A 23,225-nucleotide genomic window follows, 5' to 3' on the forward strand; every position below is an offset into this window, starting at 1 on the left:
GTGGAGCGTCCTCGAGCCCGTGGTGTCGAAGCGCTTCGATACGCAAGACGCGGATCTGGGGTCCTCTCGTGGGATGTGTCGACCCGCCGGTCAGCGTCGACCTGGCGGGGCGACCGATCCGTGGTCGTGGTAGACGGGGGCGACGAGGCGCACGCCGGGCGGCGGCACGGCATCGGACAGCAGTTGCATCGCGAGGTCGACGGCCAGGTCGCACGATGCCTGCGGCACGAGCGGCAGGACGTCGAGCGGCGGCTGCATCGACGAGGTGTCGAACGTCGATCCGACTGAGACGACGGAGACGTCGTCGGGCACGCGGAGGCCGCGGGCGGCGAGTTCGTCGAGCGCCGCGACGTGGGCCTCCTCGTCGCAGTGGAGCACGATGCCCGTGACGCCGCGGTCGAGGAGCACTCCGAGCGCGGCCCGCACCGCGACACGGCGGGCGCCTCCGAACTCGGGAAGCTCGACGGTGTCGGCGAGCCCGCGTTCGCGGGCGCGCCGCTCGAACCCGGCGCGGACCCGCGGCGGGAAGTTCGAGCGATGGTACGCGGCCGCCGGATGCCCGAGGAGGCCGATCGTGCGATGGCCCGCGTCGGCCAGGCGGTCGACCGCGAGCCCGGCCGCGGCTTCGAAGTCGAGGTCGACGCACACGAGCCCGTCGTGGTCGTTCGGCACACCGACGAAGACCGACGGGATGTCGAGATGCCGCGCGAGTTCCACGCGCTCGTCGTCGGGCGCGACGTCGAGCACCAGGACGGCGTCGGCGAGGCCGCTCCTCGCGACCCGGCGCATGCCCGCGGAGGCCTGCTCCTCGGTGAGGAGCAGGACGTCGTAGTCGTAGCGCCGGGCGGCGATGGACGTGGCGAGCACGAACGCCATGTGGGCGGGCGCGTAGGTGTCGGCGCGGAACGGCTCGGTGAGCGCGAAGATGTTGGTGCGGCGGCCTGCGAGCATGCGGGCGCCGGCGTTCGGGCGGTAGTCGAGCTCGCGCACGGCCTGCTCGATGCGCCGGCGGGTTTCGGCGGAGATGGTGCGCTTGCCGCTCAGGGCGTACGACACCGTGCTGATCGACACACCGGCGGCCTCGGCCACCTCGTGGATCTTCGCCATGTCGGACTCCATCGTCTAAACGTTTCGATTGATTCGTCGGGGCACTGTACGCACATCGCGATCCGCCGCGCAAGTGTTTTGTCGGAACTGAGAACAAATGGCTTTCGGGCCGGGCGGACTTGCGGCGGATGCCGCGTCGGCCTTATGTTGTATATGCCAACAAATCACCGATGACGCTGAAAGGCGGATCTCCCATGGCCATCGCGCCCACCCGCGACGACAAGTTCTCATTCGGCCTCTGGACCGTGGGCTACAACGGCACCGACCCGTTCGGCGGCCCCACGCGGCATCCGCTCGACGTCGTGCACGCGGTCGAGAAGCTCGACGAACTCGGCGCCTACGGCCTCACGTTCCACGACGACGACCTCTTCGCGTTCGGCTCGACCGACGCCGAGCGCCAGCGGCAGATCGACCGGCTGACGGGCGCCCTCGAGGCCACCGGCATCATCGTGCCGATGGTCACCACCAACCTGTTCAGCGCGCCCGTGTTCAAGGACGGCGGCTTCACCTCGAACGACCGGCAGGTGCGGCGCTTCGCGCTCCGCAAGGTGCTGCGAAACCTCGACCTCGCCGCCGAACTCGGCGCGAAGACCTTCGTGATGTGGGGCGGCCGCGAAGGCGCCGAGTACGACGCCGCGAAGGACATCCGTTCGGCCCTCGAGCGCTACCGCGAGGCCGTGAACCTGCTCGGCGACTACGTGACCGACAAGGGCTACGACATCCGGTTCGCGATCGAGCCGAAGCCCAACGAACCCCGCGGCGACATCCTGCTGCCGACCGTCGGCCACGCCCTCGCGTTCATCGACTCGCTCGAGCGCCCCGAGCTCGTGGGCCTCAACCCCGAGGTCGGCCACGAGCAGATGGCGGGCCTCAACTTCGCCGCCGGCATCGCCCAGGCGCTGTACCACGGCAAGCTCTTCCACATCGACCTCAACGGCCAGCGCGGCATCAAGTACGACCAGGACCTCGTGTTCGGCCACGGCGACCTGCACAACGCGTTCGCCCTCGTCGACCTGCTCGAGAACGGCGGCCCCGGGGGCACGCCGACCTACACGGGTCCGCGCCACTTCGACTACAAGCCTTCGCGCACGGAGGACGAGACCGGAGTCTGGGACTCGGCCGCCGCCAACATGCGCACCTACCTGCTGCTCAAGGAGCGCACCGCAGCGTTCCGCGCCGACCCCGAGGTGCAGGCGGCGCTCGAAGCCGCTCGCGTCTACGAGCTCGCCCAGCCGACGCTCGAGTGGGGCGAGACCTACGACGACCTCCTCGCCGACCGCTCGGCGTTTGAGGACTTCGACCCGTCGGCGTACCTCGGCGGCAAGGGCTTCGGCTTCGTGCGCCTGCAGCAGCTCGCGACCGAGCACGTACTCGGCGCGCGCGGTTAGGACCTGCGGGCCTCTCCCCACCCATCCACCCGCCTGCCTCTCCCCCGGCCCAGCCGGACTCCCTACTGCAGGAACTTCGGGGTGACACGCCGATCCGAGTCGGTCGACTCACCCGAGGCATCCGAGAAGTTCCTGCAGTCGGCGGGAGACGAGGAGCATGAGCAGGACCGAACCCCCCATCAGGAGGCACCATGTCGCTCGTCGCCGGCGTCGACTCGTCGACGCAGTCGTGCAAGGTCGTGATCCGGGATGCCGCGACCGGGGCGCTCGTGCGCTCCGGCCGGGCCGCGCATCCCGACGGCACCGAGGTCGACCCCGCCGCCTGGTGGGGCGCCCTGCTGCAGGCGTTCGCCGACGCCGGTGGGCTCGACGGCGTCGAGGCGATCTCGATCGGCGGGCAGCAGCACGGCATGGTCGTGCTCGACGCCGAGGGTCGGGTCGTCCGCGACGCCCTGCTCTGGAACGACACGCGGTCGGCGCAGGCGGCCCGCGACCTGATCGCCGAGGTCGGTGCCGACGCGTACGCACGGCGCACGGGGGTCGTGCCCGTCGCGTCGTTCACCGCCACGAAGCTGCGGTGGCTGCGCGTCACCGAGCCCGCGAACGCCGAGCGCGTCGCGGCCGTCGCGCTCCCCCACGATTGGCTGACATGGCGCCTGCGCGGCTACGGCCCGGCGGGCGAGTCGCCGCTCGGGCCGGTGCTCGAGGAGCTCATGACCGACCGTTCCGACGCGAGTGGCACGGCGTACTGGGGCGCAGGCGGGTACGACCGCGAGCTTCTCGTGCGGGCGCTCGGGCATGACGCGATCCTCCCGCGCGTGCTCGGGCCCGCCGAGGCCGCGGGTCGCACGCCCGACGGCATCCTCGTGGGCCCCGGCGCGGGCGACAACGCGGCGGCCGCGCTCGGCCTCGACGCGGCCTCCGGCGACGTCGTCGTGTCGATCGGCACGAGCGGCACGGTCTTCGCCGTGACGGATGCCCCGGTGGCCGACCCCTCGGGCACGGTCGCGGGCTTCGCGGATGCCACGGGGCGCTTCCTCCCCCTCATCGCCACGCTCAACGCGGCCCGCGTGCTCGACGCGACCGCGGGTCTCCTCGGCGTCGACCATGCGGAGCTCGGCCGCCTCGCGCTCGACGCCGAGCCCGGGGCATCCGGCGCCGTGCTCGTGCCGTACTTCGAGGGCGAGCGCACACCGAACCTGCCGCACGCGACGGCGTCGTTCTCGGGACTCACGCTGGCCAACACCACCCGGCCATCGATCGCCCGGGCGGCGATCGAGGGCATGCTGTGCGGACTCGCCGACGGCCTCGACGCCGTGCTCGGCCAGGGAGTCGACGCACAGCGGGTGCTGCTCATCGGCGGTGCCGCGCAGAACCCCGCCGTGCGGCGCATCGCCGCGCAGGTCTTCGACGTGCCGGTCACCGTGCCCGAGCCGGGCGAGTACGTCGCCGACGGCGCGGCGCGTCAGGCGGCCTGGGTGCTCGCGGGCGAGCGGCCGACGTGGCCGATCGCGGCGGCCGACCCGATGGCCGTCGACATGCGCGAGGTCATCCGCCGACAGTACGCCGAGCGCACCGCAGCCGGCGCCACGCGCTGAGCACCTCACGGATCAGGCCAGCGCCGCCTCGACGACCTCGGCGACCTCTGCGCCGCGCCCCGCCATTCGCGCCCGCTCGAAGTCTGCCGCGTGTGGGCCCGCCCGGATCTGCTCCACGATCGGTTGGTGAAAGGAGAACATCGAGCTGCCGAAGAGCCCCTTGCGCTCCCGGATGCCCTCGGCCGCTCCGAGCAGACGACCGGCGAGTTCGACATCGCCCGACGTGGCCGCGAGCACCAGCATGCCTTCCAGTCCGTACGCCACACCCTCCTCATGTCCCACCGAGGAGGAGATGAGAAGCTGTTCGGAGAAGCATGTCCGGGCACCGTCGAGGTCGCCGATTCGCAATCGTGTCCAAGCGAGGTGGTTCAGCGAGCTCTCCTCCGCGAATATGTCGCCGATGTCTCGCGAGAGGGCAAGGCTCGCCTCGAACCGATCGAGCGCCGCGGGGACATGGTCGCGCAAGAGCTCGATGCGCCCGAACAACATGCCCGCGAACGCCCGGCCTACCGGGTTGTCGAGTTCCTCGACGAGACGGAGACAGCGCTGGACCGTATCCTCGGCGGCGTCCAGGTCGGGCTGCGACTGCATGAGCTGGGCCGTGGCGAGCGAGGCGAGTGCCGATGCCTCACCGTACCGGTCGCCCTCCCGTTGGAAGCGTTCAGCGCAGTCCGCGAGCACCGGAAGCAACCTCGGATCGGGCACCTGCTGAGCGGCGACAGCGTTCGTGACATAGAGGGCGATCGCTCTGGAATGCCCGGTGAGCTCTGCGTCAGGCTCGAGCAGACGGTTCATCCAGCCCTTGATTTCGCCCAACTGGCCGCCCGTCCACCAGAAGAGGTAGAGCGGCCAGACGAGTTCCGCGACCTCGTTCCACTGCCGGGTCGCGATGAAGTGGGCGACCGCGGCGCGAAGTCCGTCACGTTCATCGACGAGCCGTGACATCCACTCGCCTTGGCCTTCGCGGGTCAGCGGTCCGCCCGCTTCGGCCGCGAGCCTCAGGTAGAACCGCGCATGCCGCTCCTCGCAATCGCTCATCGCACCGCGGGTCTCGAGCTGCTCGCGCGCGTACTCGCGCACCGTGGCAAGCAGGGTGAACCATGCTCGGGTGCCGCGGTCCTGCTCGCGCACGAGGCTGCCGTCGACGAGAGCGCCGAGCGCGTCGATCGGGGCGATGCCGTCGAGGCCCTCCGCCATCCACTCGACCGCGTCGAGACCGAATCCACCACGGAAGACGCCCAGGCGGAGCAACAGCTCGCGCTGGTCCTCCTGCAGCAGCTGCGTGCTCCACTCGATCGTCGCCCGGATCGTCCGCTGACGCTCGGGCAGGTCGCGCGGCCCGCTGACGAGGAGCGGCAGCGCGTGGTCGAGCCGAGTAAGGATCTCTGCCGGCGTGAACACGCGTACTCGGGCCGCGGCGAGTTCGAGGGCCAAGGGTGTCCCGTCGAGCGACTCGGAGATCGCGGCGATCGCGTCGGCGTTCTCGATTGTCCGATCGAAGTCCGGCTTGACCGCGTGGGCGCGCTCCACGAACAAGTCGATCGCAGCGGCAGAGGGCAGCGGCCCGACTTCGACGCTCTGCTCGCCGCTGATCCGCAGCAGTACCCGGCTCGTGGCGAGCACCGAGACCGCCGACCCGGCCAAGAGGGCGCTGATCTGGGGCGCCGCCTCGACGACCTGTTCGACGTTGTCGAGCACGAGGAGCATCCGGCGGTCGGCGAGCGCCCGTCGGATCTTCTCTGCGAGCGGCTGGTCTCCCGTGTCACGGATGCCGAGCGCATGCGCGACCGCCGGCATCACCATGGCCGGGTCTTGCACGGGCGCGAGATCCACGAAGGCAATGCCATCGGGGAAGGATGCCTCGACCGCACGTGCGGCGGCGATGGCGAGCCGGGTCTTGCCGATGCCGCCCGGGCCGGTGATGGTCACCAACCGTCGACCGTCGTCCCCGAGCATCCGGGTCACTGCGTCCACCTCGTCATCCCGGCCGAGCACACGGGTGAGCGGCGACGGCAACCCGATGAGTTCCGTCGACGTGACGGCTGACGCGGTCTCGGGGATCGGCTCGTGCCGCCGATCTCCAGCGTCGAACCGCTCGGCGAGGAGGGTTGCGAGATCCTTGACGACGAGGTCGGCCAGCTCGTCGGCATCCGCGAATGAGACGTAGGAGGCGCGGTCGTCCTCCCGGATGCGAGCGAGCAACGCCTCCAAGCGCGCCTGCCTGTGGTCGCTGCGCTTGACGTAGATGAGCTTCGGGATGTCGGGCGCGAGGTTCCACTCGTCGTCGAGGCCAGACGCCTCCTCTCCCGGGGCGATCCAGCCGTACTGCTCCCAATAGAGGCCGAGGAAGATGTCGCTCTGCTCGAGGTAGGCCCGGTAGAGCGAGCGCGGCGGATGCGGCCGGGCGCCAAGTTCGAACATCACCGGCGCGAGGGCGAGGCGCTCGATCGCGGCCCGGGCGGCGCGGCGCTCCGGCGCCAACTCCTTGAGCGTAGAGCTGACGAACACGCGCAGACGCTGGTCCGGCGTTCGGATGGCGCCGGCGACCCGGTCCATGCACCACAGTCTCGTCTCACGCGCGCGAACCTGTCCAGATCGGGCGCCACCCCAGAACGGCCGTCATCCGCGGTTCCCGGGCGCCTGAGTCCGCCGGCGCCGGGGTCGACCGTTGGTTCGTCCTGAGGTGGGAGCGGGTCAGCTCGTGCGGGCCAGCTCGGCACCCGCCGCCTCGAGCCAGCGCAGCGGCTCGGCCATCGCTGCGGCACCTCCGCCGGCGAGGTCGGCCAGAGCCACGGATGCCGTGAATCCACGCGGCTCCGCTGCGATCGCGCCGGCGACGAGCGCGGCCGGCACGCCCGCGTCGCGCGCGAGCCCGGCTACGACGGTGGGCGCCTTGCCTGCCTCGGACTGCCCGTCGAACCGGCCCTCCCCTGTGATCACGAGGTCGGCGCCCGCGATCGCCTCGCCGAGGCCGACGGCCTGCGCCACCAACGAAGCGCCGCCACCCATCTCGGCGCCCCACGCGAGCAGCCCGAAGCCGGTGCCGCCTGCGGCGCCCGCTCCGGGCGCCCCGGCCAGCGGGCTCAGCGGCGCAGGCATGAGCCCCGCGAGCCGCGCGAGGTTCTCCTCGAGCACGTCGACCGTGGCGGCATCCGCCCCCTTCTGCGGCCCGAAGACGGCGGCCGCGCCCAGCTCGCCGAGCAGCAAGTTGGTCACGTCGCCGAGGATCACGGCGCCGCCGGCCGGCCACGGCCGAAGCCCTGACAGGTCCACCCGTGCGAGCATGCCGAGCCCACGATTGCCGAGCGGCACCGGCCGGTCCGCGGTGTCGAGGAATCGCCCGCCGAGCACGGCGAGCGCGCCCACGCCACCGTCACTCGAGGCGCTGCCGCCGAGCGCGAGCAGGAGCCGCTCGACGCCGGCGTCGAGGGCCGCGGCGATCGCCTCGCCGAACCCGGCCGTGTGCGCATCGAGCGGCGCGAGCGGGTCGAGCAGGGTGATGCCCGAGGTCGCCGCGAGCTCCACGACGCCGGTTCCGTCGGGCAGCAGCAGCCACGCCGTGTCGACCGGCGCGGACACTGGGCCGCGTACCCTGATCGGCACGCGTCGGGCGCCGCGCACCGCCGAGGCGAACGCGTCCATGGTGCCCTCGCCGCCGTCGGCCATGGGGCGCAGCTCGAGCTCGTCGGCCGGGCGCACGGTGCGCCATCCCGCCGCGAGGGCGGCTGCGGCATCCGCTGCGCTCGCCGTGCCCTTGAACGAGTCGGGCGCGATGACGACGCGGCTCACGACGCGTCGAACGTCGGGGCGGGCACGCGCGAGAGCCAGTCGAGCGCCCGGGTGAGCAGCTCGCGGTGCTCGGCCGAGTCGTAGGAGCGGACGTCGTGGCCGAGCGCGTCGTACACGACTCTCGACGGGCCGACCTCGCGCGCCCACACGATGGGGTGACGCATGCCGTCCTCTTCGTGCTCGGCGATCGGCTCGATCACGCCGTCGAGCCGCAGGCCCGAGTAGCGCTCGTCGAACACCGTGAAGTCGGTGAGTCCGTCGGCGATCACGTGCGTGCCGACGATGTGCACCCTCGCCTCGCCGATCGGCGGATGCCACGAGAAGCCCGCGATCCAGCTTCCGCCGAGCGCGTGCCCGAAGTCGGGGACCTCGGGCAGCGTCCCCGCCGCCGCGTGCACCGCGAGGATGCCGATCCCGCGATCGAGCGCGGCGTCGAGCCCCGCGGCCGCGGCCTCGATCTCCTCGTCGGTCGGCTCGGCGGGCTCGCCGGCGCCCTCCGGCAGCGGCGACTCGGGGTTGCCCGCGTTCACGACGAGCAGGTCGGCGTCGCCGAGTGCGGCGAGGCCGGCGAGGAGGTCGTCGCCCACCTCGACGCGGTAGCCCGCACCCGCGACGATGCCGGCCAGCGCGGCGCTCGTCTCGGCGAAGGGGTGCCACGCGTCGGCGTACCGGCCGGAGCCGCTGAGGATGACCGCCCGCATGTCACCTCCTCCGCTCTCGCGTGCATCGTAACCCGACGCGGTGGTCGCCGTCATCGCTCGAGCACCAGCTCCCAGTCGTACGCGCCGAGCCGCACTGACTCGACCCGCTCGCCCGACACCACGTCGACACCCGGAACGGGCACGTCGACCGGGTCGCCGCCGTCGTCGGTCACGGTGACGAGCTCGCCACAACGTGCTCACCGGGTGCTCCTGTCGGGGCCTCCGGTGCAACGAGGGGGCTCACCATGGTGACCCCGGCCTCGCGCATGCGCGCGACGTCCTCGGGCCAGAGCTCCTCGGGCCACTTCTCGGGGTTGTCGTCGGCGCCGTAGTGCACGGAACTCCTTCGTCGATCGTCCGGTTGTCGGGAAAGCGCATTCCAGTTTAGCGCGGAACGGGCGCCGGCGTCGGGAGCGCGCCGTCGTCGAGGAACACCGCCCATGCGCTGCAGCGACGGAGCCTCGGGTCAGTCCGCCAGCAGGCGGCGCACCCATGCCTCGCGCGTCTGCACGGCTGCCCGCGACACCGCCGCCGTCGGCACGATCGTCTGGAACCCGTGGAAGCCGCCCGCCCAGACGTGGAGCTCGGCGCTGCCGCCCGCCTCCCAGATCCCGCTCGCGAATGCGACGGCCTCGTCGCGGAACACCTCGGCGCTCCCCGCCTCGATGTAGGCGGGCGGCAGGCCCGACAGGTCGGTGGCACGTGCCGGCGCGGCGTAGATCGACACGTCCGCTGTCCCCCGGCGATCACCCAGCAGCGCCGTCCATCCGGTCTCGTTGCTGGTGCGATCCCAGATGCCGACGCCGTCGACCTGCCGGGCTGAGACGGTCTCGTTCCGATCGTCGAGCATCGGCCACATGAGCAGCAGCGCCGCCGGCATCGGCCCACCGCGATCGCGGGCGAGCAGCGTCACGCCCGCGCTCAAGCCGCCGCCGGCGCTCTGGCCCCCGACCAGCACCCGTCGCGGGTCGAAGCCGAGCTCCTCGGCCCGACTGGTGAACCACTCGAGCCCCGCATAGCAGTCCTCGACCGGCACCGGGTCGGGGAACGCAGGTGCCAGGCGGTACTCGACGGCGGCCGCAACGGCGTCGTACTCGAGGACCCACTCGACGAGCATCGGCGCGAGCGCCCATCGACTGCCTCCGACCATGCCACCGCCGTGCATGAGGTAGACGCCGGGACTCGCGGCACTCTCGTGGCCGATGCGCCGCAACACCGAGACGATGATCTCGCCGCCGCCGTGACCGGCCACGGCGTGGTCGGTGACCTCCACCGGCCGCCCCGCGATGACGTCCTCGACCGACGGCGGCCGCGCCGTCGCCGCCCGGAACTCCGGGATGGCGGCGGGTTCGAGTGTGGTGAAGAATCCCGGCGCTGCGTCGAGAGCGGGCTCGAGCTCGGCGTCGAACGGTGGACGGGCAGGCACGGTCATCCGGATCCTCCGTTCCCGGCCCCTCCGGGGTCGTCGGCGTCCATCGTGTCCGCCTGGAGCGCACGCTGGGGCAGCGCGAGGTACTGGTGCACGAAGGCGATGGCCATCCCGCCCTCCCCCACTCCCGCCGCAACGCGCTTGACGGACCCCGAACGCACGTCGCCCACCGCGAAGATCCCGGGGGCACTCGTCTCGAGGGCGAAGGGGCGGCGGTCGGCCGTCCACGCCGCCGTGGCCGCGGCATCCGCCCCCGTGAGGATGAAGCCGTGCGCATCGCGCGCGATGTCGGGCGGAAGCCACCCTGTGACGGCGTCGGCCCCGATCATGACGAAGACGACCGTGTATGGTCGACGGGTCGTCCGGCCGGTCGCCTTGTCGATCACGTCGACCCCTTCGAGACTCGTCTCGCCATGGAGGGCGACCACCTCGCTGCGCGTCTCCACTCGGATGCCGTCGTTGGCGGCGATCTGGTCGATGAGGTAGCGCGACATGCTCGATCCGAGCGATTCGCCGCGGACCAGCATCGTGACCGACCGCGCGCGCCGGGAGAAGAAGAGCGCGGCCTGCCCTGCCGAGTTGCCGGCGCCGATGATGCAGACGTCCTGACCCTGCGCGACGGCGGCATCGCTTCGAGCCGCTCCGTAGTAGACCCCGTTGCCAAGATGGCGCTCCACCCTCGGTACCGGCAGCGTGCGCCACTCGACGCCGGTGGCCACGATGACGGTGGGCGCCACGAGCGTCTCGCCCCCGTCGAGGACGATCTCCCGACGGTCGGGGCGCAGGGCCTCGACGGTGCGCGTCACGACGATCTCCGCACCGAGTCGCTTCGCCTGCTTGAGCGCTCGGCTGGCGAGGTCGTCGCCGGAGATGCCGAAGGGGAATCCGGTGTAGTTCTCGATCCGGGTCGAGGTTCCGGCCTGTCCCCCCGGCGCGAGGCTCTCGATCACGACGGTCCGGAGGCCCTCCGCGGCGCCGTTCACCGCCGCGGTGAGGCCGGCGGGACCACCTCCGAGGATGACGACGTCGTACTCGGCGCCCGCCGGCTCGACGTCGAGTCCGACCGCGATGGCGACCTCACGCATCGAGGGCCCGACGAGCCTGGCGCCGTCCGGCAGCTCGAGGATCGGATACACCCGGCCGTCGTCGGCGGCGTCGAGGGTCACGCGGTCGAACGCGACCTGGTTCCGCGTGAGGAAGCCTGCCACGCGGTGCACGCGCGCGTCGAGTCGCGGGCCGACGACGCGCACCTCGGTCTCGGGCTGTTCGGCGGCGATGGCCTGCAGCGAGTCCAGGTAGCGCCCCGCGAGACCGGCGACGCGGGTCGGCACCGACGGCGCCATCGCCGCCAGGGTGTAGTACACGGTCACGTCGAGCTTGATGATGCGCGTGGCCTCCGCAGCGCGGCCACTGGCCGGGAATGGAGTGCTCAGGGTCATCGGCACCTCTCCGAAGAACTGCCCCGGCTTGCGTACGCCGATCACGCGCTCCTCTCCGTTGACCACCTTGGTGATCTCGGCGTGGCCCTCGACCACCACGAAGAGCGCCCGCTCATCGCCCTCGTGCGAGAAGTACTCGCCCGGGAGCAGGTGGATGTCCTCCACCGCCCTGGCCAGGTACTCGAGGGGTTCGGAGGGCAGCGGTGCGAAGATCGGGATGGCGCGAAGCCCCTCGACCGTGATCATGCCGGGGACTCGAGCATCGCCGGACACCGCTCCCTGGTCTCACCGACCACGTATCGCGTCATTGGCCGAACGTATCGACGCGCGAATGCGACGTCAACGCCCGCATTCCGGGCACACGGCGAGGGTGCGCAGGCGCAGGTGCCTCCGCCCCGACTCGTTCGTGCTGCTCGTCGCACTCACTCACGCATGAGCATCGCCTGCGCCTCGCGCTCGAGGTCGACGTACGGTTCGCCGCTGACATCGACGCGCAACCTCTGGAGGGTCCCACCAGAGAACGACCAAGGTGCGTCGCCCGGGTAGTCGTCGGTGACGGGTGCGCCGCTGTCACGACCCACCGTGAGTCCTTCACCGGCGATCGAGAACTTGCCGGGCTGGGTCCGGATGCGGGCCCTGCCCACCTCCCGTTCGCCGTAGAACAGCGTGAGCGTCCCCGTCGCCACATGGTTGTCCTCGCCGTCCTTCTCGAAGGACGCCGCGAGGATCAGGTCCTCGCCGAGCGGCAGGTCCTCCGTCGCGTCGACCTTCTGCTCCATCAGCCCGACGAAGTTGTTGACGTAGTGGAGCCGGCCCTCCTTCACGTACAGCGCATGCCCGCCGAACTTCGACCCCTGGGCGAAGAGCACGCCCTCGGCGTCAAGCGTCGGAAGGTCGACGAGTGCGCCGATGACGAAGGAGCGATTGCGGATGTTGACGGACTGCGACTCGGGCACCTCCGCCATGTCGGGGAAGTAGACGTACCGCTCTCGCGGCGGGGAGAGCAGGGGCCGGGGCGTCAGCATGATCTCGAGTGCCGAGCGATCGTCGAGCGGGAACGCCTGGTTTCGGCCGGCCTCGGCGAACCACAGGTTCACGAGCTCTCGCACCTTCTCGGGGTGCTCGGCTGCGAGGTCGTGCAGCTCGGCCCGATCGACGTCGGTGTGGTAGAGCTCCCACTCGTCGTCATTGAAGTGGCTCCAGCCGCTCAGCGTCGGGTGGTTCGTGATCGCCTTCCAGCCGTCGTGCCAGATCGCGCGCGAACCGAGCATCGAGTAGAACTGCGTGCGTCGAGTGGTCGGTGCCGCTCCGTCATCGAGCGTGTAGCGCATGCTGACCCCGTCGAACGTGCTCTGCTCGTGACCCTTGATGCGCTCGGGCGGCTCGACGCCGAGCACGTCGAGAATCGTCGGCACGATGTCCACCGCGTGGTGGTACTGGGCGCGAATCTCGCCGCGAGCGGTCGATCCGGCCGGCCAGGAGATGATGCACGGATCGCACGTGCCCCCGTTGAACTCGTAGCGCTTCCACATCTTGAACGGGGTGTTGAAGGCCATCGCCCACCCGTTCGGGTAGTGGTTGTACGTGTTGACGCCGCCGAGCTCGTCGAGCATCGCCAGGTTCTGGGCCATGTCGTCGGGCAGGCCGTTCGCGAACTTCATCTCGTTGACCGAGCCGTTGGGCCCGCCCTCACCGCTCGCGCCGTTGTCGGAGACGATCACGACGACCGTGTTCTCCCGTTCACCGATGTCGTCGAGGTAGTCGAGCAGACGCCCGATCTGGTGGTCTGCGTGCGAGAGGAATCCGGCATACACCTCGGCCATGCGTCCGAAGAGCCGCTTCTCCTCGTCGGAGAGCGAATCCCATGGCCGGGTCTCGTCCATCGCGGGGAACGGCATGCCATCGGGTCCGGTTCTGGTCTCGGACGTGCCGATGGGGTTCAGAGGCGGGACCTCCGTGTCGGGCGGCACGACGCCGAGCTGCTTCTGCCGCGCGAGGGTCAGGTCGCGCAACGCTTCGTAGCCCATGTCGAACCTGCCCGCGTACCGGTCGGCCCATTCCTTCGGGGCGTGGTGCGGGGCATGCGCCGCACCGGGGGCGTAGTAGAGGAAGAACGGCTTCTCGGGGGCGATGGACTTCGCGTCGCGGATGAACTCGATGGCCTTGTCGGTGATGTCCTCGGAGAAGTGGTAGCCCTCCTCGGGCGACTTCGGCTGGTCCACCGGATGGTTGTCGTAGACGATCTCGGGATACCACTGGTTCGTCTCGGCCCCGAGGAATCCGTAGAAGCGTTCGAAGCCGCGCCCGCTCGGCCAGTTCCGTCGGGTGGAGGCGACGTTCATCTCGTCGTCGGGGCACAGGTGCCACTTGCCGACGGCGTAGGTGTTCCAGCCGAGCTCGCCGAGGATCTCGGAGAGCATCCCGTTCGCGGCCGGAATCGTGCCGCTCGCGTTCGGGAATCCGATCGCGGCCTCGGTGATGCAGGCCATGCTGTTGCGCGTGTGGTTGCGGCCCGTCAGCAGGCACGACCGGGTCGGCGAGCAGAGCGCGGTGGTATGCCACTGCGTGTATCGCACGCCGTCGGCGGCCACGCGCTCGACGTTGGGGGTCTCGATCGGTCCACCGTAGGCGGACATCGCCGAGAACCCGACGTCGTCGAGCACGATGTAGACCACATTCGGGGCGCCGTCTGGCGCCTTGGGCGGCTCGAACGGCTCCCAGTCCGGTTCCGAGTCGCGGATGTCGACGTTGACGATTCCACCGAATTGCTTGGCCATGACTTCCCCCAGTCCGCCCGCCCCTCGACGAGCATCGAGGTGATGCGAGGCAGAACGTTCGAAGGCGATCTCGAGGCTCGGCAGTCGCTGGGCGAGTCCGCCACGAGGCTACGCGCGTCGCGGTCCGGCCCACAAGGGATCGCGTGTGCCCTCTCCGCGGGACGCCGTCGGCGGTCCTCCGGCTCGGGGATGACGGCACCCCAGTCATGCTTCACGCCCACGACCGTGAAGCCGTGCTCGGATGCCGCGGCGAGCGTATCCTCGGCACCACACGCCGGTCGGCGTGACGGCGCTCCGCCGGTTCCTCCGCCCGGTCGCCTACCAGATGCGCCAGAGGCCGCATTGCCTGCCGAGCTGCGCGACTCGAACCCGCTCGGCATCCCCCGCCGCGTCGACGGCGAACTCCGACTGCCCTGATGCCGGGCACCTGAGTGGGCGTCGCGGCAGGTGTGGTCGGCGGCAGCGCTACGGCACGTTCGTGAAGATGGCGTCCTCGTACTGGAACGACGGCGCGGTCTGCATCGTCAGCGAGTCGGGATCGGCGACCGACCAAGCCTCCCGCCACGTGATCGACTCACCGGGGAGGATCGCCGTGGTGGGCGGGATGCCGACCTGGCCTCCATCGGCGCCGACGTCGAAGATCCGCGTGGCCTCTGTGCCGTCGGAGGCGAGCCTCGAGAAGACGACCGGCTGGATGTTCTCGGAGGAGTCGTTCGTGATCGTCAGCGTGAAGGCCAGGTTCTTCGCCTGGTCGGCGCCCATCGCGAGATCCGACGGCGTGAATGTTTCCGGCTCGGATACGGTCATCGAGACGCCGTCCTCCCACGTCATCGTCTCGCCGAAGGCGAGCCCCTCGACCGGCGCCGCGTCGGGACCTTCCTCAGGCGGAACCGGCGAGCCGAACTGCTCCTCGAGCTGCTCCTCGATCTCGTTCTGGATCGCCCCGACGTCGGCGATCTGCCCGATCACGTTCAACGTCACCAGGGCGAAGACGATCGCGCCGACGATCGCCCCGACGATCGAGACGATGAGGCCCGTGATGGCGGGCCACTTCCGGCCCTCGAGGAAGAGGGCGACGATCGAGAGCACGAACGCGATCGGCAGCAGGATGATGCCGCCGACCTGCACGAACGGGATGCACGCCAACACGAATCCGACGGCGGCGACGACCAGGGCGATCACGCCGACGACGTTCACCTTGCCGGGTTGCGGCGGGCGGCCCGGGGCGCCAGGCGTGATGGTCCCGGCCGGGGCCGCGTAGGGCGTGGTGCCCGTGCCGTCGTAGGCGGCGGTGCCGGCGCCCGCTGTCCCGCCGAGGGCCGCCGTATCGTACGGCAGCGTCGCCGCCTGGTCCGCGGGAGGCGCGAGCGGCCCGGTGTGCTCGGTCCACTGCGTGCCGTCCCAGTAGCGCTGCTGGCCGCGACCGTCGTCGTACCAGCCTGCCGGAGGGTTCGTCGGATCGGTCATGCTCGCGATCATCGCAGCGGCCGCCCGCGGCGGTGGGGTCGAAAGGCCCGCTCCGACGTCGACGTCGGCATCGGGCGTGCGAACGGATGCCGCAGCATCCGCTCACCGCTTCGGAATCAGGCGGGAAAGCGCTATCTGACTGCGGTATCATTTCTCCCATCAACCGCATGCACGGCCAAACCATTTGGGGGCACTCCGGGGCGGCTGCGCGGTAGAGTCGACGCCCGAGGGGGCGGCACAATGCAGGAGGACCGATGGCCGAGGCCGGCACGGGGATCAGCCGAAGCGCACCGGCGACCCTGCACGACGTCGCGCGCGAGGCTGGCGTGTCGCTCGCGACCGCGTCGCGGTCGCTGAACGGCAGCACCCGCAAGGTCAACGAGGAGTACCGCAAGCGCGTGCTCGAAGCCGCGGCGAGGCTCGACTACTCCCCCAATCTCTCGGCCCAGGCGGTCGCCCGCGGCACGACCACGACCGTCGCCCTGCTCGTCGCCGACATCGCCGACCCGTACTTCTCGTCGATCGCCGCGGGCGTCGTCGCGGAGGCCGATCACGAGCACCTCATCGTGACGATGGCCGCCACCGAACGCGACCCCGAGCGCGAGCTGGAGCTCGTGCGCACCCTCCGCGGCCAGCGCCCGCGGGTCATGATCCTCGCCGGCTCCCGCCCCACCGCCGACCCCACCGAGGGTGCGCTCGGCGAGGAGCTGCGCGCCTACGAGCGCTCGGGCGGCCGCGTCGTGCTCATCAGCCGCAACGAGCTCGACCTGCGCACCGTGCTCGTCGACAACTTCGCCGGGGCGGAGGCGCTCGCCCGCGAGCTCGTGGGCATCGGCTACCGCAAGTTCGCCGTGATCACCGGCGCCGAGGGCCTGCGCACCGCCGCCGACCGGGTCGAGGGCTTCCGCGCCGGACTGGCGGCGGCGGGCGGCACGCTCGATGACGACGACGTGATCCGCGACGCATTCACACGCGACGGCGGCTACGACGGCATGCGCCGGCTGCTCGAGCGCGGCCCCGGCGACGTGGAGCTCGTCTTCGCCGCGAACGACGTCATGGGCGTCGGCGCGCTCTCCGCCATCCGCGACGCGGGCCTCACGCCCGGCACGGATGTCGCGGTCGCCGGCTTCGACGACATCCCCACGGTGCGCGACGTCACGCCCGCCCTCACCACCGTGCGGGTCCCGCTCGAGGAGATCGGGCGCCGCGCGCTCCGCCTCGCGCTCGGGGACGCGGACGCCCAGGCCGAGGGGGCCGTGCCCACCGAGGTCGTGCTGCGCGAGTCGACGCCGGGCCGCAAGTAGCGCCACGGATGGTGCGGCGGCTCGCCCGCGGCATCCGCACGTGACACGCCCGCGGTGCCGGCCCACGGCGGCGCGCCCGCAGCCCGCTCCTCGCCGCTTCCCACGGCGGCGCGCCCGCAACACCCCCCCGCCATCCGGGCGCATGGCGTCGCGAGAATGCAGGAAGTCCCGGGCGACGCGCCAGGTGCTCACCGCATCCGACTGGCGTGTCGTGCGAAAGTTCCTGCAGATGCGACGCCGGAGCGGGAGCACCGCGGCCCGACGCGTCGCCGACGGATCCATCCACGCCGCAGGCCACCCGACCGGGGTGTTGCGCGATCGAGTCGCCGTGTCCTACACTCGGGTAAACGCTTTCCCGCAGCGGTGCGGCGGTCTCCGTCAGGCTCTCCGTCACCCGCTCCCGGCTCGAACAGGAATCACCGTGGCAGAGCAGACCATCCAGACCACCACGCCGACCGCGCCGACCGCGCCCACTGTCGGCATCATCATGAACGGCGTGTCCGGCCGCATGGGCTACCGACAGCACCTCGTGCGCTCGATCCTCGCGATCCGCGAGCAGGGCGGCGTGCTCCTCGCCGACGGCGTCACGGGCGTACAGGTCGAGCCGATCCTCGTCGGCCGGTCCGAGGCGAAGCTCGCCGAGCTCGCCGCGAAGCACGGCATCGAGCACTACACGACGAACCTCGACGAGGCCCTCGCCGACGACCGCTGGCAGGTCTACGCCGACTTCCTGGTGACGAAGGCCCGCGCCCAGGCGATCAGAAAGGCCATCGCAGCCGGCAAGGCGATCTACACCGAGAAGCCCACCGCCGAGAGCTTCGAGGAAGCGCTCGAGCTCGCTCGCCTCGCGATCGAGGCCGGCATCAAGAACGGCGTCGTGCACGACAAGCTCTATCTGCCCGGCCTGCAGAAGCTGAAGCGGCTCATCGACTCGGGCTTCTTCGGCCGCATCCTCTCGGTGCGCGGCGAGTTCGGCTACTGGGTGTTCGAGGGCGACTGGCAGCCCGCCCAGCGCCCGAGCTGGAACTACCGCGCCGAGGACGGCGGCGGCATCATCGTCGACATGTTCCCGCACTGGAACTACGTGCTCGAGAACCTCTTCGGCCGCGTCGAGTCGGTGTACGCCAGGGCCGTCACCGAGATCCCCGAGCGCGTCGACGAGCGGGGCCACCCCTACCCGGCCACCGCCGACGACGCCGCGTACGCGATCTTCGAGCTCGAGGGCGGCGTGATCGCCCAGCTCAACTCGAGTTGGACGACCCGCGTGAACCGCGACGAGCTCGTGGAGTTCCAGGTCGACGGCACGCTCGGCTCGGCGGTCGTCGGGCTGTTCGGATGCAGGATCCAGCCGCGCAACGCGACGCCGAAGCCCGTATGGAACCCCGACCTCGCCGACGCGCACGACTACGCTGCCGACTGGATCGAGTCGCCCGGCAACGCCGAGTTCGAGAACGGCTTCAAGACGCAATGGGAGGAGTTCATCCGCCATGTCGTCGAGGACGCCCCGAACCCCTACGACCTCCTCGCCGGCGCCCGCGGCGTGCTCCTCGCCGAGGAGGGCCTGCGCTCCTCCGCCGAGGGCCGCCGCATCGCCCTCCCGCTCGTGACCCTTGCGACGGATGCCGCGAGCGCGACGGATGCCGCAGCCACGGTTGCCGCGAGCGCGACGGATGCCGCAGCCGCCGCCCCGACCGAGACCCCCGAGCTGAGCGGGGCACGCTGACCATGACCGCGTTCACCCTCATCGACGGATCGGGCGGCCTCCGCGCCGTGCCGCTCGCCGAGGCGCCGGCGCTCGCGAAGCCGCGGCATCCGCTCACGAGCCGGGTCGCGTACGCGGCGGCGCACGTGGTGCCGAAGCCGTTCGCCGACAACACCCCGGGCGAGCCGGCCGAGATCGACTGGGACGCCACGCTCGCCTTCCGTCACCACGTCTGGTCGTGGGGGCTCGGCGTCGCCGACGCCATGGACACGGCGCAGCGCAACATGGGCCTCGACGCCCCGGCCACGCGCGAACTGATCTCCCGCAGTGCCGCCGAGGCGGCATCCGTGGGTGCTGACCTCGTCGTCGGCGTGAATACGGACCATGTCGGCGACGAGTCCATCTCCCTCGAGGCGGTGATCGACGCGTACAAGGAGCAGCTCCACCACGCAGAGGACTCCGGAGCGGGGGTCGTGCTCATGGCGAGCCGGCACCTCGCCCGCGCGGCCCGCAACGCCGACGACTACTGCCGCGTCTATCGCGAGGTGCTCGCCGCGGCGGGCGGGCCGGTGGTGCTGCACTGGCTCGGCACGGCGTTCGACCCGGCGCTGGCCGGGTACTTCGGCTCCGACGACACGGATGCCGCAGCCGCGACGTTGCTGCAGGTCATCGAGCACAACCGCGACAAGGTGCAGGGCGTGAAGATGAGCCTGCTCGACGCCGACGCGGAGATCTCCGTGCGCGAGCGCCTGCCCGAGTCGGCGCGCATGTTCACGGGCGACGACTTCCACTACGTCGGCCTCATCGAGGGCGATGAGCGGGGCCACTCCGACGCGCTCCTCGGCGCGTTCGCGGCGCTCGCGCCGAACGCGTCGGCGGCGATCCAGGCGCTCGACCGCGGAGACGCGGCGGGGTACCGCGACATCCTCGGCCCCACCGAGGCGCTCTCGCAACAGGTCTTCGCCGCCCCGACGTACTACTACAAGACGGGCGTCGCATTCCTGTCGTGGCTCAACGGACACCAGCCCGCCTTCCAGATGGTGGGGGGCCTGCACGCCGCCCGCAGCCTCCCCCACCTCTCGCGCATCGTCGAGCTCGCCAACGCGTCGGGCGCGCTCGAGCGGCCCGAGCTCGCGGCGGCCCGCTGGCACTCGCTCCTCACGCTCAACGGCGTCGACGTCGCGAGCGCCGTGACCGTCACCGAGACCGAGGCGCCATCCGACGTCGAGGTGCTCGCATGAGCGCCCATCCGCGCCTGTCGCTCAACCAGGCCACGATCAGGCACGCCTCTCTCGACGAGGCGCTGGAGGTCACGGCGGCCGGGGGCTACGAGTCGATCGGGCTCTGGCGCGAACCGGTGCAGGCCGTCGGGCTCGGCGAAGCCGCCCGCCGCTTCGCCGATTCCGGGCTGCGACTCTCGACGTACTGCCGCGGCGGGTTCTTCACGATGCCCGAGGGCCCGGCGCGCCGCGCGTCGATCGACGACAACCGGCGCGGCATCGCGGAGACCGCGACCCTCGCCGCGGCCGGCGCGCCCGGCTCCGCCTCCGTGTACGTGCTCGTCGCGGGCGGCATCCCCGAGGGCTCCACCGACCTGATCGGCGCCCGCGCCCGCGTCGCAGAGGCCCTCGCCGAGCTCGCGCCCGACGCTCGCGCCGCCGGCGTCACCCTCGCGATCGAGCCACTGCATCCGATGTATGCGTCCGACCGGGCCGTCGTCTCCACGCTCGGGCAGGCGCTCGACCTCGCCGCCCCGTTCGACCCGTCGGTCGTCGGCGTCACCCTCGACACGTTCCACATCTGGTGGGACCCCGAGGTGCTGTCCCAGATCGCCCGCGCCGGCGCTGAGGGCCGCATCGCGACCTACCAGGTCTGCGACTGGAGGACGCCGCTGCCGGCGGACGTGCTGCTCGGCCGCCACTATCCCGGCGACGGCGTGATCGACTTCGCGACGCTCACCGCGGCCGTCGAGGCCGCCGGATACGCGGGCGACATCGAGGTGGAGATCTTCAACCAGGAGGTCTGGGACGCCCCGTTCGCCGACGTCGTCGCCCGCACCGCAGAGGCGTTCGAGTCCGCGGTCGCGCCGCACCTCGCGGCATCCGTCATCATCTGACCGGCGGCGCATCGTGCGTTGAGGAGCCCGCGCAGCGAGCGTCTCGAAACCCGCGCCCGCACGTGGGCGGTTTCGAGACGCGTCCGGATTTCGAGACAGCCGCTGGCGCGGCTTCCTCAATCCGGGCGCTCCTTCAATCAGCTCAGTCGAGGCGCGTGATGGCCGGCATCGTGAACGTGCCGTCGAACATCGCCGCGCGCGGCTGGTAGACCCGCAGCATGGGGCGGAAGTCGCCCTCGGGCGTCGGCAGCCAGATCGCCGCAGCCGTCTCGTCGTCGGGCCGCTCGTGCTGCATGCGGATGACGATCGAGCCGTCCTCGCCGGTGACGATGTCGGGCGTCCGGTCGCCGATGGAGTACCGGTCGATCGGGTTCGCCACGAGGGTGAACTCGGGCACCGAGTACATCGTGACCGACCAGAACGCGTCGGCCGGCGGCAGCTCGCGCAGGTGCAGCTCGTAGGCGTGGGCGCCGTTCAGCCTCGCGCCGGTCGCGTCGACGAAGACCTCGGCGTAGTACGCCTCGTACCCGTGGTTGCCCCAGAGGCCGTTGCGCGCGGAGCGGGCGCGTGTGGCGTACGACTCGACCCGGTCGGCGATCTTCCACTCGGGCGAGTCGATGGTGCCGAGGCCGAGGTGGTCGACGTTGTAGTCGAATCCGTGCGGCCACCCCTGCCAGCCGTTCACGGCCGCCGACGGATCGGGCTTCGAGAGCTCCTCCACGTGGTTGCGCCCATCGGCGAACGCGTTCGCGAGGTGCTCCTCGAGGTCGCGGGCGACGATGCCGAAGGGGTTGCCGTGGTCGGTGAGGCCGTAGTCGGAATAGCGGTGGAGGTACTGGACGTCGGGGGCCGCGGGCGGGAAGGCGAGGCTCCACGACCGCAGCAGCTCCCAGAAGCGGAGGTGCTCGGGGAGGTCGCCGTGCGGCTGCGGGATGCCGCGCAGGGCGCCGTTGCCCTCGAGCGGCGTGAGCGTGAATTGCGGCTGCAGTGCGCGCACGGCGGGCAAGTCCGCCTCGCCGTCCACCGCGAGCCGTCCCACGATCGCGGCGATGTCGGTCGGCGACTCGATCACCCGTGCGTCGGTCGGCGGCTCACCTGGCCAGCCGGGCGGGACGATCAGGTACGTCCCCTCCGCGGTGCCCGTCGCCCGCCGGCCGACGTACGCGAAGTTGTTCGTCCAGGCGTCGACGAACTGCAGCACGTAATAACGGCCGTCGGTGTCGGGCACGTGCAGCAGCAGCGGGCCGCCCGAGAGGTCGAGGATCGCGAGCGCGTACACGGTGTCGTTGTTGATGCTCACGAACGCGTCGGCTGGCGAGCCCAGCTTCGTCGCATGGGCGAACGTGTTGGTGCCCGCGGGCGGGAGCGATCCGAGGCCGTGGGCCGCGATCGCCTGCATCGACGACAGGTTGTACACCAGCGGATATCCGAACACGTAGGCGTCCACCAGGTGCCGCTCGGTCCAGTTCATCGAGTCCCCCTTCTCCGCGCCCGGGCGGGCCCGCCTCACAGGCTACGCGGGGCACGCCGTTCGAGCGAGACGTAGAACACGCCGTACACCGCGGCGGAGACGACGATGCCGACCACGAACATCCACGCGCTCGGACGCTCCCACGCGAAGTCGCCGGACCGCACGACGATGGCCAGCAGGATGCACGCGAGGCTCACGAGCTGCGCCTGGAACACGCGGCGGAACGCCGACCACCGGTCGTCCCACAGCATCCACACGTTCACCATCCCGGGCAGCGTGAGCACGGCGCCCACGATGCGTGCGGTCAGCGGCGTGACGTCCCACGCCCACGCGCCGATGAGCAGCGACGGCACGAGGAACAGCACGAACCCGGTGACGGATGCCGCCGCCCCGACCAGCGCGAGCACGTACCGCCACGGCGCGGGGATGACCGTGTCCCCCTCCTCGGGGAACCCGTCGTCCTCGCGGAGGTTCACGATGATCGCCACCAGCACGAGCACCGGCGTGGTGATGTAGAGCACGACCCACGTGATGAACGAGATGTGCCCGAAGTGGAAGCGATCCCAGTGCAGGAACGTCGCGATCGACAGGAGCGTCGCGAACACGAGCACGGCCGGGAATCCGTGCCGCACCCGGTGCCAGCGCCGCTGCACGGCCACCTGCACGAAGAACCAGATGCCGCCCGCGTACGCCGAGCCGAGCAGCATCGCCGTGAGGGGCGGGTCGATCGTCCACGCGAAGTGCTGCTCGGTGCCGCCGGGCAGCGCGAGGAGCAGGACCGCGGCCGCCACGAGGAACGGGATGATCACGTACGCGAGCACGCGGGTGTACGGCAGCACGCGGTCGGCCGGTCCCGCGCGGTGCCGCTCTGGGGCGTCCGCGCTTGGTGCTGCTTCGCTCATGGAGTGCCTCCTGGGGTGGGGCGGATGCCGCGGGC

General features: G+C 71.3%; 18 protein-coding genes. 6 read left to right on the top strand and 12 right to left on the bottom strand.

The annotated features are described in order from the left end of the window. Positions 1-90 precede the first annotated feature (90 nt). Positions 91-1,107 (bottom strand): LacI family DNA-binding transcriptional regulator, encoded by a 1,017-nt coding sequence (locus ASG80_RS08125; protein ID WP_056729700.1) that lies wholly within the window; start codon positions 1,105-1,107, stop codon positions 91-93. Between the two features lie 194 nt (positions 1,108-1,301). Here ASG80_RS08125 and xylA point away from each other — a divergent pair, with 194 nt between their 5' ends. Together xylA and xylB are read left to right on the top strand one after the other, a co-directional pair. Further along, the gene (gene xylA / locus ASG80_RS08130; RefSeq protein ID WP_056729672.1) at positions 1,302-2,495 is read left to right on the top strand and encodes a xylose isomerase; all 1,194 of its coding nucleotides are present in this window, start codon (positions 1,302-1,304) and stop codon (positions 2,493-2,495) included. Positions 2,496-2,686: 191 nt separating this feature from the next. Then, positions 2,687-4,093, top strand: a complete 1,407-nt coding sequence (xylB, locus tag ASG80_RS08135; RefSeq protein ID WP_056729673.1) for a xylulokinase — start codon at positions 2,687-2,689, stop codon at positions 4,091-4,093. 12 nt (positions 4,094-4,105) lie between these two features. Here the strand turns inward: xylB and ASG80_RS08140 are convergent, their stop codons facing one another. The 9 genes from ASG80_RS08140 to ASG80_RS08170 all read right to left on the bottom strand — a co-directional run bounded on the left by ASG80_RS08140 (position 4,106) and on the right by ASG80_RS08170 (position 15,695). Next, complete coding sequence (locus ASG80_RS08140; RefSeq protein ID WP_056729674.1) at positions 4,106-6,649, bottom strand: DUF4062 domain-containing protein; 2,544 nt, start codon at positions 6,647-6,649, stop codon at positions 4,106-4,108. 138 nt (positions 6,650-6,787) lie between these two features. Next, on the bottom strand, positions 6,788-7,882 hold the full coding sequence (locus ASG80_RS08145; RefSeq protein WP_056729675.1) for a glycerate kinase: 1,095 nt from the start codon (positions 7,880-7,882) through the stop codon (positions 6,788-6,790). Then, positions 7,879-8,583, bottom strand: a complete 705-nt coding sequence (locus ASG80_RS08150; protein WP_156401721.1) for a ThuA domain-containing protein — start codon at positions 8,581-8,583, stop codon at positions 7,879-7,881. Before ASG80_RS08150 ends, ASG80_RS08145 begins: the two co-directional genes overlap by 4 nt. Before the next feature lie 50 nt (positions 8,584-8,633). Then, positions 8,634-8,756, bottom strand: coding sequence for a hypothetical protein (locus ASG80_RS24715; protein ID WP_255355587.1), 123 nt, complete (start codon positions 8,754-8,756; stop codon positions 8,634-8,636). After that, entirely contained in the window at positions 8,753-8,920 is a 168-nt protein-coding gene (locus ASG80_RS23895) for a beta-galactosidase (RefSeq protein ID WP_162256609.1), read from the bottom strand. Before ASG80_RS23895 ends, ASG80_RS24715 begins: the two co-directional genes overlap by 4 nt. A gap of 129 nt (positions 8,921-9,049) precedes the next feature. Next, positions 9,050-10,015, bottom strand: coding sequence for an alpha/beta hydrolase (locus ASG80_RS08155; protein ID WP_056729677.1), 966 nt, complete (start codon positions 10,013-10,015; stop codon positions 9,050-9,052). After that, positions 10,012-11,697 (bottom strand): cyclic nucleotide-binding domain-containing thioredoxin-disulfide reductase, encoded by a 1,686-nt coding sequence (locus ASG80_RS08160; RefSeq protein WP_056729678.1) that lies wholly within the window; start codon positions 11,695-11,697, stop codon positions 10,012-10,014. Before ASG80_RS08160 ends, ASG80_RS08155 begins: the two co-directional genes overlap by 4 nt. Before the next feature lie 176 nt (positions 11,698-11,873). Next, a complete protein-coding gene (locus tag ASG80_RS08165; RefSeq protein WP_056729679.1) occupies positions 11,874-14,228 on the bottom strand; it encodes an arylsulfatase in 2,355 nt (784 codons plus the stop codon). A gap of 465 nt (positions 14,229-14,693) precedes the next feature. Then, on the bottom strand, positions 14,694-15,695 hold the full coding sequence (locus tag ASG80_RS08170; RefSeq protein ID WP_082589952.1) for a DUF2510 domain-containing protein: 1,002 nt from the start codon (positions 15,693-15,695) through the stop codon (positions 14,694-14,696). 254 nt (positions 15,696-15,949) lie between these two features. Here ASG80_RS08170 and ASG80_RS08175 point away from each other — a divergent pair, with 254 nt between their 5' ends. From ASG80_RS08175 to ASG80_RS08190, 4 genes are all read left to right on the top strand, one after another. Beyond that, positions 15,950-16,999 (top strand): LacI family DNA-binding transcriptional regulator, encoded by a 1,050-nt coding sequence (locus ASG80_RS08175; protein ID WP_056729681.1) that lies wholly within the window; start codon positions 15,950-15,952, stop codon positions 16,997-16,999. A 487-nt stretch (positions 17,000-17,486) separates the two neighbouring features. Beyond that, positions 17,487-18,722, top strand: coding sequence for a Gfo/Idh/MocA family protein (locus tag ASG80_RS08180; RefSeq protein WP_056729701.1), 1,236 nt, complete (start codon positions 17,487-17,489; stop codon positions 18,720-18,722). 2 nt (positions 18,723-18,724) lie between these two features. Beyond that, positions 18,725-19,942, top strand: a complete 1,218-nt coding sequence (locus ASG80_RS08185) for a dihydrodipicolinate synthase family protein (protein ID WP_056729682.1) — start codon at positions 18,725-18,727, stop codon at positions 19,940-19,942. After that, positions 19,939-20,817 (top strand): sugar phosphate isomerase/epimerase, encoded by an 879-nt coding sequence (locus ASG80_RS08190; RefSeq protein WP_056729683.1) that lies wholly within the window; start codon positions 19,939-19,941, stop codon positions 20,815-20,817. The genes ASG80_RS08185 and ASG80_RS08190 overlap by 4 nt, the downstream gene beginning before the upstream one ends. A 142-nt stretch (positions 20,818-20,959) precedes the next feature. Here the strand turns inward: ASG80_RS08190 and ASG80_RS08195 are convergent, their stop codons facing one another. Together ASG80_RS08195 and ASG80_RS08200 are read right to left on the bottom strand one after the other, a co-directional pair. Next, entirely contained in the window at positions 20,960-22,288 is a 1,329-nt protein-coding gene (locus ASG80_RS08195) for a DUF1254 domain-containing protein (protein WP_056729684.1), read from the bottom strand. 35 nt (positions 22,289-22,323) lie between these two features. Further along, positions 22,324-23,190 carry a hypothetical protein gene (locus ASG80_RS08200; RefSeq protein ID WP_056729685.1) on the bottom strand — a complete coding sequence of 289 codons (867 nt, stop codon included), beginning with the start codon at positions 23,188-23,190 and terminating at the stop codon, positions 22,324-22,326. Positions 23,191-23,225: the final 35 nt, after the last annotated feature.

Origin of the sequence: Agromyces sp. Soil535, assembly GCF_001428255.1 — a bacterium.
Classification (GTDB): Bacteria; Actinomycetota; Actinomycetes; order Actinomycetales; family Microbacteriaceae; genus Agromyces.

Bases quoted from the DNA above. Each gene is read 5' to 3' on its own strand.
- ASG80_RS08125 (WP_056729700.1), bottom strand. From the start codon at position 1,107: ATGGCGAAGATCCACGAGGTGGCCGAGGCCGCCGGTGTGTCGATCAGC.
- xylA (WP_056729672.1), top strand. From the start codon at position 1,302: ATGGCCATCGCGCCCACCCGCGACGACAAGTTCTCATTCGGCCTCTGG.
- xylB (WP_056729673.1), top strand. From the start codon at position 2,687: ATGTCGCTCGTCGCCGGCGTCGACTCGTCGACGCAGTCGTGCAAGGTC.
- ASG80_RS08140 (WP_056729674.1), bottom strand. From the start codon at position 6,649: ATGGACCGGGTCGCCGGCGCCATCCGAACGCCGGACCAGCGTCTGCGC.
- ASG80_RS08150 (WP_156401721.1), bottom strand. From the start codon at position 8,583: ATGCGGGCGGTCATCCTCAGCGGCTCCGGCCGGTACGCCGACGCGTGG.
- ASG80_RS08155 (WP_056729677.1), bottom strand. From the start codon at position 10,015: ATGACCGTGCCTGCCCGTCCACCGTTCGACGCCGAGCTCGAGCCCGCT.
- ASG80_RS08160 (WP_056729678.1), bottom strand. From the start codon at position 11,697: ATGATCACGGTCGAGGGGCTTCGCGCCATCCCGATCTTCGCACCGCTG.
- ASG80_RS08165 (WP_056729679.1), bottom strand. From the start codon at position 14,228: ATGGCCAAGCAATTCGGTGGAATCGTCAACGTCGACATCCGCGACTCG.
- ASG80_RS08170 (WP_082589952.1), bottom strand. From the start codon at position 15,695: ATGACCGATCCGACGAACCCTCCGGCAGGCTGGTACGACGACGGTCGC.
- ASG80_RS08175 (WP_056729681.1), top strand. From the start codon at position 15,950: ATGGCCGAGGCCGGCACGGGGATCAGCCGAAGCGCACCGGCGACCCTG.
- ASG80_RS08180 (WP_056729701.1), top strand. From the start codon at position 17,487: ATGAACGGCGTGTCCGGCCGCATGGGCTACCGACAGCACCTCGTGCGC.
- ASG80_RS08185 (WP_056729682.1), top strand. From the start codon at position 18,725: ATGACCGCGTTCACCCTCATCGACGGATCGGGCGGCCTCCGCGCCGTG.
- ASG80_RS08190 (WP_056729683.1), top strand. From the start codon at position 19,939: ATGAGCGCCCATCCGCGCCTGTCGCTCAACCAGGCCACGATCAGGCAC.
- ASG80_RS08195 (WP_056729684.1), bottom strand. From the start codon at position 22,288: ATGAACTGGACCGAGCGGCACCTGGTGGACGCCTACGTGTTCGGATAT.
- ASG80_RS08200 (WP_056729685.1), bottom strand. From the start codon at position 23,190: ATGAGCGAAGCAGCACCAAGCGCGGACGCCCCAGAGCGGCACCGCGCG.